Origin of the sequence: Promicromonospora sp. NPDC057138, assembly GCF_042670845.1 — a bacterium.
GTDB lineage: Bacteria > Actinomycetota > Actinomycetes > Actinomycetales > Cellulomonadaceae > Promicromonospora.
Genome location: NZ_JBHUUX010000005.1, coordinates 1 through 14,740, shown reverse-complemented (window position 1 = coordinate 14,740; position 14,740 = coordinate 1). Strand labels below are relative to the sequence as shown.

9 protein-coding genes are annotated in these 14,740 nt (G+C 74.6%); 4 read left to right on the top strand and 5 right to left on the bottom strand.

The features are described from left to right. Positions 1-25: 25 nt before the first annotated feature. Positions 26-1,246 (bottom strand): helix-turn-helix domain-containing protein, encoded by a 1,221-nt coding sequence (locus ACFT2C_RS04975; protein ID WP_377205903.1) that lies wholly within the window; start codon positions 1,244-1,246, stop codon positions 26-28. A 229-nt stretch (positions 1,247-1,475) separates the two neighbouring features. On the opposite strand from ACFT2C_RS04975, the gene ACFT2C_RS04970 reads away from it, so the two are divergent. Next, on the top strand, positions 1,476-2,300 hold the full coding sequence (locus tag ACFT2C_RS04970) for an HAD family hydrolase (RefSeq protein ID WP_377206072.1): 825 nt from the start codon (positions 1,476-1,478) through the stop codon (positions 2,298-2,300). 11 nt (positions 2,301-2,311) lie between these two features. Here ACFT2C_RS04970 and nudC read toward each other — a convergent pair whose 3' ends face one another. After that, positions 2,312-3,229 carry an NAD(+) diphosphatase gene (gene nudC / locus ACFT2C_RS04965; RefSeq protein ID WP_377205902.1) on the bottom strand — a complete coding sequence of 306 codons (918 nt, stop codon included), beginning with the start codon at positions 3,227-3,229 and terminating at the stop codon, positions 2,312-2,314. A 145-nt stretch (positions 3,230-3,374) separates the two neighbouring features. Here nudC and ACFT2C_RS04960 point away from each other — a divergent pair, with 145 nt between their 5' ends. Beyond that, entirely contained in the window at positions 3,375-4,295 is a 921-nt protein-coding gene (locus ACFT2C_RS04960) for a macrolide 2'-phosphotransferase (RefSeq protein WP_377205901.1), read from the top strand. Between the two features lie 8 nt (positions 4,296-4,303). On the opposite strand, the gene ACFT2C_RS04955 is transcribed toward ACFT2C_RS04960, so the two are convergent. The 3 genes from ACFT2C_RS04955 to ACFT2C_RS04945 form a co-directional block, all read right to left on the bottom strand. Further along, complete coding sequence (locus ACFT2C_RS04955; RefSeq protein ID WP_377205900.1) at positions 4,304-7,738, bottom strand: UvrD-helicase domain-containing protein; 3,435 nt, start codon at positions 7,736-7,738, stop codon at positions 4,304-4,306. Next, positions 7,735-11,019 carry an ATP-dependent helicase gene (locus tag ACFT2C_RS04950; RefSeq protein WP_377206071.1) on the bottom strand — a complete coding sequence of 1,095 codons (3,285 nt, stop codon included), beginning with the start codon at positions 11,017-11,019 and terminating at the stop codon, positions 7,735-7,737. Before ACFT2C_RS04950 ends, ACFT2C_RS04955 begins: the two co-directional genes overlap by 4 nt. Positions 11,020-11,177: 158 nt before the next feature. Further along, positions 11,178-12,296: a DUF3152 domain-containing protein gene (locus tag ACFT2C_RS04945; protein ID WP_377205899.1), complete on the bottom strand. Its 1,119-nt coding sequence runs from the start codon at positions 12,294-12,296 to the stop codon at positions 11,178-11,180. A gap of 203 nt (positions 12,297-12,499) precedes the next feature. On the opposite strand from ACFT2C_RS04945, the gene ACFT2C_RS04940 reads away from it, so the two are divergent. Continuing rightward, a complete protein-coding gene (locus ACFT2C_RS04940) occupies positions 12,500-12,721 on the top strand; it encodes a DUF3107 domain-containing protein (protein WP_377205898.1) in 222 nt (73 codons plus the stop codon). Positions 12,722-13,048: 327 nt separating this feature from the next. Beyond that, positions 13,049-14,677 (top strand): DEAD/DEAH box helicase, encoded by a 1,629-nt coding sequence (locus tag ACFT2C_RS04935; protein WP_377205897.1) that lies wholly within the window; start codon positions 13,049-13,051, stop codon positions 14,675-14,677. Positions 14,678-14,740: the final 63 nt, after the last annotated feature.

Genomic DNA, 14,740 nt, shown 5'->3' with positions numbered 1-14,740 from the left:
TCGGACCTACCGGTCCACGTCGGTCCTACCAGTCCAGGTCGGAGCCGAGCCAGGCGGAGAACCTGGCCAGCGGCTCGTTCGCGCGACGATGCGCGCGGACGAGCACCCGGGTCACCTCCCGGGTGGTCGGGTGGCGTCGGGTCTGCTGCGGCGCGAGCTTCTTCGCCTTCTCAAGGCTCAGCAGCGCGCTGTCGGTCCGCCCCTGCCAGAGCTGCGCCCGCGCGACGTCCATGTGATGGTGCCCCACCCGGATGGGCAGCCGCCGGACGACGTCGTCGGAGAAGCGCAGGTCGTCGGCCAGGGCCAGGGCACGAGGGCCGTCGCCCGACTCGACAGCCGACGCCACCGCGTGGATCTCCACGTTGGTGCGCCCGAACGCCAGGTTGCGCCAGTCGTTGTCGGTGTCCGCACCCGTGTGGCTCGCGGCCTGACGAGCCTCGGCGACGTGCGCCACGGCGTCGTCCGCCCGGTTGGCGCGGGCGGCGAGGATCGCCGACCGCAGGTGGAGCGACCCCACCATGCGGAGCGCGGCCGGACGCTCCTGCGACCCGGGATCGACCTCGGCCAGGGACTTCTCGAGGATGCGCAGCCCGGCGTCGTACGCGCCCAGCCGCATCAAGGACGTGGTGCGTACCCAGCTCGCGAAGGCCTTCATCACCGGGTCGCCCGACTGCGTGGCGATCCAGGCTATGCGGTCCTCGACGATCGTCGAGAGGTCCTCGTAGCCGGCCTGGTACGTGACGGCGTGCGCGGCGTAGAACATGCCCGTCAGCGCGTCGAACAGGACGTCCCGCTGGTCCTCGGCGCTGTCGTGCACCATGGCGAACGCTTCGATCAGCAGCGGCGGCAGCCGCTGGGCCACCTCGAAGTTCCGGTCGAGCTGGTACAGCGTGGCGATCTCCGCGGCGTCGCGCGCGAGCTCCGCCGGCTGGCGCGGAACCGTCCCGAGCTCCGAGGACAGGTCCCAGTACGCCAGGGCGCGCCGCAGGTCGGGCATGGCCGTGTGGACACGGTCCGGGCGGGGGCCCTCGCGGTCGTACGGCTGTCCGGTGAGCGTCGTGCTGTCGACGTGGAGGGCGCGGGCCAGGGCGGCGACCACCGGCTGGGAGGCAATCCTCGATCCCTGCTCCATCTTGCGCAGCAGCGACGCGCTCACTCCGGCGTCCTGCGCCAGGGCGATCTGGGTGACCCCGCGCGCCTTGCGGTGGTGCGCGATCCGGCGACCGATGGAGTCGTCGTCAGTCATCTCGTCGTCCCTTGCTGGCACAGGTAGCGGGCATCTGCACCCTACGGCCTACGGCGTTATGTCCGACAGGTCCTAGCAGGTCAATTGGGATTTTGTGACACAAAGTGTGTCACATCGCCGCTTTGTCACCCGCCACAGTGGGAAGCGGTGCGCCCGGGCACGGGCGAGGAGCCGGCGATGCGAGGGGACGAGGACCATGAGGACTGGGCGCAACGCGAGGCAGCACACACTGACCGGACCCGGCCCGTACCTGGTCGCGCTGGACATCGACGGCACCCTCCTGGACAGCGGCATGGACGTTCCCCTGGTCACCGCCCGCGCCGTGGCGGCGGCACGCGCGGCCGGCCATCACGTCGTCCTGGCCACGGGGCGCTCCCTGACCGGCGCACTGCCGGTCGCGAAGAGCCTCGGCCTCGACGACGGGTGGGTGGTCGTCTCCAACGGCGCCGTCACCGCGCGGCTGGCCCCGGACGCGCCCGGCGAGTACGTCCTGCACGAGCAGCACACGTTCGATGTCGGCCCCGTGGTGCGGCTCGCTCTCGACCGGATCCCCGGCGTGCGGATCGCCATCGAGGTCGTCGGGTGGGGCTACCTCGTCACGCGCGAGTTCGACCCCGCGGAGGTCAACGGCGAGCAGCGCGTCGTCCGGCGCGTCGACGAGCTGTGGGCTGCTCCGGGCACGCGCGCGATCCTGGCCGGACCCGACGTCACCCGCCTGGTCGAGCCGCTGCGGGACCTCGGCGTCACGGCGACCCCCGACGCGCAGAGCTGGATCGACGTCACGGCGCCCGGCCTGTCGAAGGCGACAGCCCTCGACACGGTCCGAGGCCTGCTCCGCGTCGACCCCGCACACACCGTCGCGATCGGTGACGGCTGGAACGACCGGGAGATGCTCGCCTGGGCGGCGCACGGCGTCGCGATGGGACACGCCCCCGAACCGGTCAAGGCTCTCGCCAAGCGCGTCACCGGCACGATCCATGAGCACGGCGCCGCGACGGTCCTGCACGCCCTCGTGGAGGGCACGGCGTCCCTTCACCTGCCCGCCCCCGCCTGACGCGCGCGACGTCAGCCGCCGAGCGAGGCGCCGAACCACTCCTCGATCAGGGACCGCCCGATCGAGTTCCGGCCGTACGAGCTCAGGGTGCCGTCGGCCAGCGCCGTCGCGAACTGCTCGCGGCTGAACCAGCCGGCCTCGGCGATCTCGTCCTCCTGCAGCACGAGCCGCGTGGTTGTCGCGCGGGCACGGAACCCCAGCATGAGGGACGCCGGGAACGGCCACGACTGGCTGTCGCGATACTCGATCGACGCGGGGTCGACGGTGACGCCGACCTCCTCCATGGTTTCGCGGGCCACCGCCTGTTCGAGCCCCTCGCCCGGCTCGACGAAGCCGGCCAGCACCGAGCGGCGGCCCGCGCCCCATTCGGGGCCGCGCGCCAGGAGCAGGCGGTCGTCGGCGTCGGTGATCGCCATGATGACCGCGGGGTCGGTGCGCGGGAAGTGGTCCGAGCCGTCGACGGGGCAGTGCCTGACCCAGCCGCCCTTGGTCACCTCGGTCGCCGCGCCGCAGCGCGGGCAGTGGGTGTGCGCCGCGTGCCACTGGGCCAGGGCGAAGGCCTCGACGGCGAGACCCTGCTCCAGGTCGGGCACGTCGAGCGCGCGCATCGCGGCCCAGTCGACGTCGGGGCCGGGGTCGGCCTCCGGCGTGTGCTCGGACTCGGGGCCGGGCTCGGGCAGGATCGCCGCGAGGTAGGCGACGCCGTCGGCCTCCCCGAGAAAGAGGTGCGTGCTGAAGGCGAGGTGCGCGACGTCGTCCGGCGCGAACAGCGCGACCCGCTGCCCGACCGTGGCCACCTGGCTCCCGCGCAGCACCAGCATCCGGGTGCCCGGCTCCTTGCGGAGGTCGTCGACGAGGCGGGGCTCGGCGCGCCGGTGTGCGGCGCGGTCGTGGGCGGCACGGGAGAAGGGGAGGTCGAGAGCTGGCACGGGCACGACAGTAGTCCCGCCGCTACACCCCGTCCCGGGCATCGCGCTGGCGCACGGCCGCGCACGGCCACGAGCGAGCAGCGGGAGCGGGGACACACCCCCGCCCTGTGCCCTGGCGCCGCGGACACTGCAATACGGTGAGCACGTGTCCCGCACGCCCCTCGCTCTCGCCGCCCTCTCGACCGCCGCCGTACCCGGTCTCGACGCCCAGTCGGTCCGCGTCGGCGACCTCGCCGGCGACTACGACGTCGCCGTCGTCACCGGTCAGGACGACCAGGAGTGGGTGGTGCGCGCGCCGCGCACCACGGTGGCGGGCGCGGCCCTGGAGGCCGAGATCGAGCTGCTCGACGCGCTCCGGCTCTACATCGACACGGGCGTGCTGCCGTTCGTGGTGCCGCAGGTGGCGGGCTACGCGCTGCTGCCGGAGGGCGGCCGGGCGGTGGTGCACCGGCGGATCATCGGCAGCAACCTCGACGTCGAGTCGCTGCAGCCGGGCCCCGGCCTGGCCGCCGATCTGGGCCGGGCCATCGCCGCGATCCACGAGCTGCCGACGTCGGTCGTGGAGACGTGCGGGCTCCCCAGCTACACCGCGTCCGAGTACCGCGAGCGCCGGCTCACCGAGGTCGACGAGGCGGCGAAGACCGGGCGGGTGCCCCCGACGCTGCTGCGGCGGTGGGAGGCGGCGCTGGAGGACGTGTCGCTCTGGAAGTTCAGGCCCGTCGTGGCCCACGGCGACCTGGCGCCCGACCAGCTTCTCGTGGATCGGCAGCGGGTCGTGGCGGTCTCGGGCTGGGCCGAGGCCCGCGTAGCCGACCCCGCCGACGATCTCGCCTGGCTCATCGCCGCGGCGCCGCTGGAGGCCGTGGACTCGATCATGGAGGCGTACCAGCTGCGCCGCACCGAGCTGAGCGACCCGCGCCTCGCGGAGCGCGCGATGCTCGTGGGCGAGCTGGCGCTCGCCCGGTGGCTGCTGCACGGCGTCCGGCACCGGCTGCCCGAGGTGGTCGAGGACGCGACGTCGATGCTGGAGGACCTGGACGAGGCAACCCTCGAGGAGGGCGCGTAGGGCCGTCGCTATGTGCCCAGGATGAGCGCCTCCAGCTCCGTCTCGTCGAGGAGGCGGTCCGGGCGGACCGTCGTGTCCGAGCCGACGTAGTAGAACGCGGCGCTGACCTGGTCCAGCGGCAGGCCCGTCCAGCGGGACCACGCCAGCCGGTACACGGCGAGCTGGACCTCACGGGCCGCGCGCGCCGCGGCGTCGAGCGGCTCGCGGCCGGTCTTCCAGTCCACCACCACGACGGCGTCCGGCCCAGTGGCCGGGTCCCGGAAGACGGCGTCCATGCGGCAGCGGAGCATGACGCCGGCCACCGGCGTCTCGACGTCGGCCTCGACAGCTATGGGTGTGCGGGCCGACCACTCGGATCCCAGGAAAGTGTCCCGCAGCTTGTCGAGGTCCGTGTCCTCCGGGAGATCGTCGTCCTCGGCGCTGGGCAGGTCGTCGACGTCGAGCAGCGTGGCCGACGTGAAGAACTGCTCGACCCACTCGTGGAACCTGGTGCCCCGCCGGGCGTGCACGGTCGGCTGCACCGGCACGGGGCGCCGGAGCTGCAGCGCGAACGCGTCGCGGTCCGCGGCGAGCCGCACGAGGCCCGACGCCGATACGTGCGCCGGGAACGCGACCTCCCGGTCGGCGTGCCGGTCCCGTTCGGCCAGGAGCATGCGGGCGAGGTCGACGAGGTCGTGGCCCGCCGCGTCGGTGAGGACGCCGCGCGGCGCCGTGAGCGCGTCGGCCGGCAGTCCGAGGGCGGCGAGCGCGACCAGGCGGTCCTCCGCCGCCCCATCCACCAGAGCGGCCGTGGCGCGCAGGACGTCGCGGGCGGTCGGGTGCTGCCCGCCGGCCGTGTCCTGCCCGGTTGCGCCCTCGCTCTGGTCCTGACGCCCGTCCGGCGCGGGCCAGGCCGCCGTGAGCTCCTCGGCGTTGCGCGGGTTCTCGGCGTCCGGCTCGGGCATGGGCGCCCAGAGGTCGGTGCTGACGAGCCCGGCGTCGGCCAGCTCGGCGAGGAACGGGGAGACGCCGCGCGGGCGGCTCGCCGTGCCCCACCACGAGGCCGTCAGGAAGAGCTCGCGCCGGGCGCGCGTGAACGCGACGTACGCCAGCCGGCGTTCCTCGGCGAGGCGGTGCTCGCCGCACTCGAGCTTGAACTCGTCCCGCAGGGCGACCAGGTCCTTGGTGTCCGAGGCGCGCTCCCAGGCGAAGCTCGGCAGGTCGTCCGCGTCGCCCCGCAGGTGGTAGGGCAGCTCACCGAGGTCCGACAGCCAGCCCGACGACGCCTCCCCCGAGCGCGAACCACGGTCCCACGTGGGGAAGGCGCCGTCGGCCAGGCCCGCCACGGCCACCGAGTCCCACTCCAGGCCCTTCGCGGCGTGCGCGGTGATGACCTGGACGGCGTCCGGGTCGGGCTCGTGGACCGGCATGTCGAGGCCGCGCTCCTTCTCGCCGGCGACGCCGAGCCAGGCGAGGAACGCGCCGAGCGTCGCCGTGTCCGACGACTGCGCGAACGACGCCGCGACGTCGCGGAAGGCGTCGAGGTGCTCGCGCCCGCGGTCGCTCACTGCTCCCCCGACCCCGGCGCTCGCCAGGGCCGCCGCGGTGGCCGCCTCGACGTCGAGCCCGAGGGCCCGCTCGGCCTGGACCACCAGCTCGGGCAGCGACAGGTAGGTGAGGCCACGCAGGTCCCGGAGCAGCCGGGCCAGCGCTGCCAGCCGGCGGTGCGCGTCCTCGGAAAGGACACGACCGTCGCGGGCCGGCCTGCCCACCGGCGGGAGGTCGTCGAGCGCGTCGACGATCGAGCGGTGGTCGGAGACGTCGCCCTCGACCACGCGGGGGTCGTCATCCGGGTCGTCGTCCGTGCCGCCGTCCTTGCCGCCGTCGACCGGTGTGGCCGCCGCGGCGCGGCGGGGGTCGTCCAGCCGCGCCAGGTCGGCGGCCCAGGAGCCCAGGGCGTGCAGGTCCGACGCGCCGAGGTTGAGGCGCGGGCCCGTGAGCAGGCGCAGCAGGGAGTCGCCGCGCGACGGGTCGTGGGCGGCCTGGAGCAGCGCGACGACGTCGACCACCTCGGGTGTGGACAGCAGGCCGCCCAGGCCCACCACCTCGACCGGGAGGCCCCGGCGGCGCAGGGCCACCTCGATGGCCGGGAACTGCGCACGCGCCCGGCAGAGGACGGCCGCCGTGGACCGCCCGTCCGGGTGCGCGCCCGAGCGCCAGCGCTCCGCCACCCACTCGGCGACGGCGTCGGCCTCCTCCTCCAGGGTGGAGGCGACGTACGCCGACACCACGCCCGCGCCCGCCTCGGGCCGCAGGTCCAGCGGCGGGACCTCGACGTTCGTGCCGGCCCCCGTCCGCGAGCGCAGCGGGCCCGACACCACGTTGGCGGCGGTCAGGACGGCGGCGTCGTTGCGCCAGGACGTCGACAGGTAGTGCACGGAGGCGGGGACGCCGTCGTCGCGCGGGAAGCGGCCGGGGAAGCGGGCGAGGCCCGCCGCGGAGGCGCCGCGCCACCCGTAGATGGACTGGTGCGGGTCGCCGACGGCGGTGACGGGATGCCCGCCGCCGAACAGGCCGGACAGCAGCTCAACCTGCGCGTAGGAGGTGTCCTGGTACTCGTCGAGCAGCACGACCTCGAACCGCGCCCGCTCGGCGGCGCCCACGAGCGGCACCTCTCGGGCGAGCTGCGCGGCGAAAGCGACCTGGTCGCCGAAGTCGAGCGTCTCGGCGATCCGCTTGCGACGCCGGTACTCGACCACGAGGTCCACGAACCGCGCCCGCTCGGCGACCGAGCTGATGAGCTTGTCGACGTCCTTGGTGCGCTTCTTCTGGCGCGGGCCGAGCGGGACGGACTCGAGGTGCTCGGCCATCTCGACGAGGCGGTCCCGCGCGTCGGCGGGATCGACGAGGTGCTCGCCGAGCGCGCCGGACAGCGCGACCACGGCACCGGTGACGGTGCTGACGGCCTTGTCGGTGCCGAGGTCCTCGTCCCAGGACTCCACGACCTGGGAGGCGAGCTGCCACTGCTCGGCCTGGCCGAGGAGGCGGGCGCTGGGCTCGACGCCGAGACGGAGGCCGTGGTCGGCCACCAGGGACGCGGCGTACGCGTTGTAGGTCGCGACGGTGGGGCGGTCGAGGTCCAGGCCGGCCAGCGCCTCGCCCGACTCCTCGCCCAGCGCGCGGCCCAGCTGCGCGAGCCGGGTCTGCACGCGCTGCGTCAGCTCGCCCGCCGCCTTGCGCGTGAAGGTCAGGCCGAGCACCTGCTGCGGCTGGACCAGCTTGTTGGCGATGAGCCAGACCACGCGCGCTGCCATGGTCTCGGTCTTGCCGGAGCCGGCGCCCGCGACGACGAGTGTGGGCTCCAGGGGCGACTCGATGATGCGTATCTGTTCGTCGGTGGGCTCGTGGCGGCCGAGCAGGCGTGCGATCGCGCGCGCGGACAGCCGGATCTCGGGCTCGGTCACTCGACCACCTTTCGTCCCTCGGGCTGCAGCGGGCAGGATCGCCGCACCGCGCACACCTCGCACAGGTCGTTGTTCCGGGCCGCGAACCGTGCGGCGGCCATCGTGTCGGCGGCGCCCTCGACGGTGTCGCGCGCCCAGCTGTTGCCGTCCTCGTCCGGGACCAGGGCGGGCTGGTTCCGGACGCTCGCCGACACCGTCTCGGTGCCGACGTAGACGAGGCTCGCGCCCTTGCTGACCGTGCCCTCCGGCAGGTCGAGCGCGCCCTCCTCGACGGCGAGCTGGTAGGCGCCGAGCTGGGGATTCTCGGCCGCCTTGTCCTTGCTGGCCGCGGTCTTGCCGGTCTTGAGGTCGGCCACGGTCACGCTGCCGTCGCCTGCGTCCTCGACGCGGTCGACCTGGCCGCGCAGCCGGGCGCGGCCCACCTCCAGGTCGAAGTCGGCCTCGATCAGGAGCGGCTCGCCCGAGTCGGCGAGGTAGTCGGCCAGTCGCTCGACCATGCGCTCGGCCCGCTTGCGCAGCTGCAGCGACGGCCACCCGTCCGGCAGCGCGAGCTCCGGCCAGCGCCGGTCCAGCTCCCTCTTCAGGTCCGTGAGCGACCCCTTCGGGTGGCTCTGCGCTATCGAGTGCAGCAGGGTGCCGAGGGTCTGGTGCGTGGCGTCCGGCTTGGTGCCGCCCGCCGCCTCGAACGCCCAGCGCAGGGCGCAGGTGGTCACCGTCTCGACCTTCGACGGCGACACGGTCACCGTCTCCTGCGCGCCCCACAGCGGCACCTCGCTCGAGACGCCGGCCACGCCGTACCAGGTGCTCGGGTCGGCCTCGGCGACGCCCGCCGCCGCGAGGTCCGCGAGGAGCGCAGCCCCGGGCTCGTCGCCGGACGCCGGTCGGTCACCTGCCGCCGGACGCTCACCCGAGGCCTGCACCGCTGATGCCGCCTGCGCTGCCGACGCCGACACCCGCACCAGCTCCGACCGGGCCGCGGCCACCACACCGCGCAGGTCGAGCGGCGGCCCGACCGGCACCCGCCGCGGGTCCGGACCGTCGCCGCCGTCGTTCCGCGGGGACACGAGGTCGCAGAACACGCTGGGCGCCTCCTCCGTGTCCTCCACGGCGGTGACCAGGAGGCGACGCCGGGCGCGCGAGACCGCGACCGCGAAGGCGCGCAGCTCGTCCGTCAGGACCTGGCGCCTGGCCTCCGACCCGACCACCCGGCCGTCCTCGGACCGGCCCGCGACGAGCTCGACCAGCGCCTGCGAGCCGAGCAGCGAGTCGCGCAGCCGCAGGTCGGGCCACACGCCGTCCTGCACACCGGCTACGACCACCACGTCCCACTCGCGCCCCGCCGCGCCCGGAGGCGTGAGTGCCTCCACGGAGCCCGCACCCTGGGCCGACGCCGCCAGGGAGTCGGCCGGGAGGTCCTGCGAGTCCAGGTAGTCGACGAACGCGGCGACCGGCGCGCCGGGCATCCGGTCCACGAAGGTCTCCGCCGCGCGGAACAGGGCGAGCACGGCGTCGAGGTCGCGGTCGGCCCGCAGGCCCGCCGGGCCTCCGGTGAGAGCGGCGGCGCTCCAGCGCTCGGCCAGGCCGGTAGCGGCCCATACGGCCCAGAGCACCGTCTGCGCCGTGGCGCCGGGCTCACCCGCCGCCTCCCGGCCGGCGGCGAGCACACGCGCCACGGCGAGCGGCCCGCGCCGGACCTGGGTCGGCAACAGGGCAGCGCGGGCCGGGTCCGCGAGCACCTCCACGAGCAACGCGTCCGACGTGCGGCCGCCGCCGGCCGACAGCTCCTCGGACCGCAGCGCGCGGCGCAGCCGGCGGAGTGCCACGGCGTCCAGCCCGCCGATCGGAGAGATGAGCAGCAGCGCCGCCGTCTCCGGGTCGAGCAGGGCCTCGTCACCGTCGAGCTCCTCGGCGATCAGCGCCTCCAGGCTCCCGCGCGGCGCGCCCGCGCAGGTCTTGACGGCCGCCAGCAGCGGCGCCACGGCGGGCTCGTCGCGCAGCGGGAGGTCCGACCCGAGCAGGGCCACGGGCACCGACGCCGACACCAGCTCGCGCCGCAGGGCACCCAGCCGGGTGCCGCTGCGCGCGATCACCGCCATCCGCTCCCAGGGCGTGCCGCGCAGCAGGTGCTCGGCCCGCAGCTCGCGCGCGATCCAGGCGGCCTCCTGGGCCGCGCCCGAGAGCACCGCCACCTGTACCGGCGGCGGCGACCCGGCGCCGGCTTCCGCGGTGTCTGCCTCAACCGGTTCCGCCACTGGCGCCGTCGCGCGCCGGTGCAGCGCGCTCGCCGACACCGGGATCCGGTTCGTCACCGAGCGGGTCACGGCGCGCAGCTCCGGCGACTGCCGCCAGACCGTGCCCAGCACCACGGTCTCGGCATCGAAGGCTCCGAAGGCGCGACCGGCACCGGCCGGCGCCGCGGCCCGGCCGGTGAGTCCCGGAGCGGCGCCGCGGAAGGTCTGGACCGCGGAGTCGGGGTCGGACAGCAGCACAAGGCGCGCGCCGTCGTCGTGCAGCACGCGCAGGAGCCGGACCGTGGCCGCGGTGACCTCCTGGTAGTCGTCCACCACCACCAGGTCCCAGGTCGGCCGGGGCATGCCCGGCACCTCGTCCTCCCACGAGCGCAGGGACTCCGCCGCCTCGTCGATCACGACGGCCGGGTCGTAGCGCGGCCCGGCGTCGGGCGTGGCGAGCCGCAGCGCCATCGTGTCGAGGTACTCCTCGTAGATCTGTGCGGCCATCACCCACTCGGGGCGGTCGTTCGTGCGCCCCATCTCGTCCAGCTCGACCGGGCCGAGGCCGCGTTCAGCGGCGCGCATCAGCAGGTCACGCAGCTCCTGGCGCAGACCGCGCAGACCGAGGGACTCCTCCGGCAGACCGGCGGGCAGAGCGAGCGGCCGCCCCTCTCCCGCGACGTGCCCGGCGAGCAGCTCGGCCAGCACCAGGTCCTGCTCCGGACCTGAGACCAGGGTGGGGGCTGGCTGTTCGAGCGCCGCGGCACGCTTGTGGAGCACGGCGAAGGCCGCCGACGACGCGGTCCGCACCATCGGCGCGCCCACCGTGCGCCCGGCCTGGGCAGCCACCTCGTCCCGCAGGCGGGCCGCGGCACGGCGCGACGACGCGAGGACCAGCACACGCTCCGGCCGCACGCCCGCGGCGAGCGCCCGCACGGCGACCTCACAGGTGACGGTGGTCTTGCCCGACCCGGGCGCGCCGAGGACCAGCGTGGCGCGACGGCTGAGCGCCGTCTCGACGGCGGTCGTCTGGCTGTCGTCGAGCGGCACGGAACCGGCGCCGCCGGGACGATTTCCGGGCGGCGCCAGCCGAGGTGCGAGGGCGAGGGTCGGTGTCACGCGAACGATCGAACCACGAGCCACTGACACTCCCCGGCGCCCCGCGCGGGGCTGTCGCGAATGCCCGGTTCGTCCGGTCAGGAGCGCGGTCAGTCCGCGTGCGGTGCGGGCCACTCCTCGGGGATGCAGCCGCTCGTGGTCGTGCTCTGCTGCACCATGATCGTCGCGTGCTCACCCTCGCCGGCGCACAGGTCATGGTGGTACCCGATCACGTGTCCCACCTCGTGGTTCACGAGGTACTGCCGGTAGTGGCCGATGTTCTTCCAGGCCCGGGAACCCGTGGCCCAGCGCTTGAAGTTCAGCACCGCGGTCTCCTCGATGCCGCACGACAGCTCGCCGATCGTGTCGAGCGGGAGGCACAGCTCGTCGGTGGTGCCCGGGCTCGCGAGCACCACCCTCGCGTCGTACTTCTCGGAGTCCGTCCAGGCGAACGTCGAGCCGTCCGCGCCGTTCCAGCCGCGCGGGTCGTTCAGGGTGGCCAGCACGGCCTCGGCGAAGGCCCGACGGTCCACCGGCAGGCCCTTCTCGACGGCGATCTGGACCCGCCAGACCTTGCCCTCGGCGGGCGCCGGCCGGGACCCGCGCGCCACGACGAGGCGGCCGGAGAGCTCCGGCTCGACCGTGACCTTGGTGCCGAGCAGGCCGGAGCCGGGCTCCGGCGTCGGGCCGGGGGCTGAGCTGGGGCTGGGCCGAGGGCTGGGCGACGGCGGCGCCGACTTCGCAGTGGACGGCCCGCTTGCCGCGGCCGGCGGCGACGGGAGGGCGGAGGCGAGCGGCTCCGCCGCTCCGCCCGCGTCGGCACCGGCACCGGTCCCCGACACGGCGTCGGCTCCCGCATCGGCGTCCGCCGCGCTCTCCGCCGAACCGTCCGGCGCGGGCGGCGACGTGCGGTTGCCGGACCTGGCCACCTCGTACGCGTTCCGCACCGCGGCGCCCGCCTCGGCGCCCAGGCTGTCCTCGACCGCCCCGACCACCACCGCCGCCGACGCGTCCGGCTCGGTCGACATGGTCGCCGCGATGCCCCCGCCGAGGCCCACCGCGAGACACAGGCTCACCGCGGCCAGCGCGCGCCTGGGGTTCCGCGCCGCCCCGCGCTTGACCTTCCGGGCGGCTGACCGACCCGCCGCCAGCCCCTCGGACAGGAGGCCGGCGGGCACGTCCCCGCGGGCGTGCCTGCTGGCGCGCCTGGGGGACGTCGGACTGCTCACGCCGACCATGGTGCCACGCACGCCCCCGCCCGCCCATGAATTCGTCCACAGGCCGACTGCGCCCGCGCCGCCGGCGCGCCCTGCCCGCTGTCGGCTCACGGCGAAACGACGGGCAGATGGCCCCGGAGCGTGACTAGGATCGTCTGGCCGGGACCCCGGACCCCCGGGTGCCCGGCGCAATCCCCGACCGAACTGGAGTAAAAGTGGACGTCACCATCGGTGTGCAGAACCTGCCGCGCGAGGTCATGGTCGAGACGGACGAGAGCGCGGACGCCGTAGCGACGGCCGTCAAGAAGGCCCTGACGGGTGGCCCCCTCGAGCTCACCGACACCCGCGGCCGCCGCGTGATCGTCCCCGGCGCCGCGATCGGCTACGTCGAGATCGGCTCCGAGGAGCAGCGCAAGGTCGGCTTCGGCGCGGTCTGAGCCTGGTTGTACCCGTCACGACGTGGCGGACGGCGCACCAGTCTGCGCCGTCCGCCACGTGGCGTTCATTACTAACGGGGTCCCGCAACCCGTTTCGCTAACCACCCGGAAACATCGTGCGCGTACCATGAAGGCCGTACATCGGTTGCCCGGTCGTCACGTTCCGACCCCCGAGCCTGTGCTCCGGCCTCTCCCATGAGGCCGCCCCGACAGGACGCGCAGCCTGGGTCATTCCCGGCGCGCGATGATTTTCACGATCGGCTGCCGCACGAAGGCGCGATCGCCGGGCCATGAGGGCCCACCGCGCCGCTAGAGATGAAGGCGCCAGTGACTACCACAGACACCCCGGCCGCAGACGCGGTCACTGAGACAAGCCCCGAGCCGACGACCGGCTCGGGGCCCGACTACTCCAGTCCGTCCGCCATCCAGGCGCAGAACGTGACGTTCGCCGACTTCGGCGTCCGCCCCGAGATCGTCGAGGCGCTGAAGGACTCGGGCATCACCCACCCGTTCCCCATCCAGGCGATGACGCTGCCCGTCGCGATGAGCGGGCACGACATCATCGGCCAGGCCAAGACCGGTACCGGCAAGACGCTCGGCTTTGGCGTGCCGCTGCTGCACCGCGTCGTCGCCCCCGGCGAGCCCGGCTACGACCAGCTCGTCGCCCCCGGCAAGCCGCAGGCCGTCGTCGTGGTCCCCACGCGTGAGCTCGCCGTGCAGGTGGCGAACGACCTGGGTACGGCGTCCGCCAAGCGCAACGTCCGCATCGTGCAGGTCTACGGTGGCCGTGCGTACGAGCCGCAGATCGAGGCCATGAAGTCCGGCGTCGACGTCGTCGTCGGCACGCCTGGACGCATGATCGACCTGCTCAACCAGGGCCACCTCACGCTGCTCCGCGCGGCGACGGTGGTGCTCGACGAGGCCGACGAGATGCTCGACCTCGGGTTCCTGCCCGACGTCGAGAAGATCCTGGCCCGCACCCCCGCGCAGCGGCACACGATGCTGTTCAGCGCGACCATGCCGGGCGCCGTCGTCTCGATGGCCCGCCGCTACATGAAGCAGCCCACGCACATCCGCGCCGCCGAGCCGGACGACGAGGGCGCGACCGTCAAGAACATCAAGCAGGTCGTGTACCGGGCCCACGCCCTGGACAAGGTCGAGGTGCTGGCGCGCCTGCTCCAGTCCGAGGGCCGCGGCCGCAGCATCGTGTTCGCGCGCACCAAGCGCACGGCAGCCAAGGTCGCGGAGGAGCTGCAGACGCGCGGCTTCGCCGCCGGCGCGATCCACGGTGACCTGGGCCAGGGCGCCCGCGAGCAGGCGCTGCGCGCCTTCCGCAACAACAAGATCGACGTGCTCGTCGCCACCGACGTCGCCGCCCGCGGCATCGACGTCGAGGACGTCACGCACGTGGTCAACTACCAGTGCCCCGAGGACGAGCGCATCTACCTGCACCGCGTGGGCCGCACCGGCCGCGCGGGCAACACCGGTACCGCCGTCACCTTCGTGGACTGGGACGACGTGCCACGCTGGTCGCTCATCGACAAGGCGCTCGAGATCGGGTACCCCGAGCCGGTCGAGACGTACTCCACGTCGCCGCACCTGTTCGCCGACCTGAACATCCCCGAGGGCACCAAGGGCCGCCTCCCGCGGTCCGCGCAGCACCTCGCGGGGCTGGACGCCGAGGACGTCGAGGACCTGGGCGAGACCGGCAAGCGCAACAGCGGCTCCCGCTCGGGCGGCGCCCGCTCCGGCGGTCCTCGCTCGGGCGGTCGGCAGGGTGGCTCGCACGGCGCGCCGCGCTCGACGTCCCGGCCCGACGGCGGCGCCGCGACCACCGGCGACCACTCCGGCGCCACGTCGGGCGAGCGCCCGGCGTCCAGCGAGGACGAGGGCGGCCAGCGCCGCCGTCGGAACCGCAACCGCCGCCGCACGCGCGGCGGCCAGTCGGAGAGCTGACCCGCAGGCCGCGAAGTAGAGCGCTTGTCCGAGTCTCCCCGGGCGCGCCAGGGAGACTCGGAC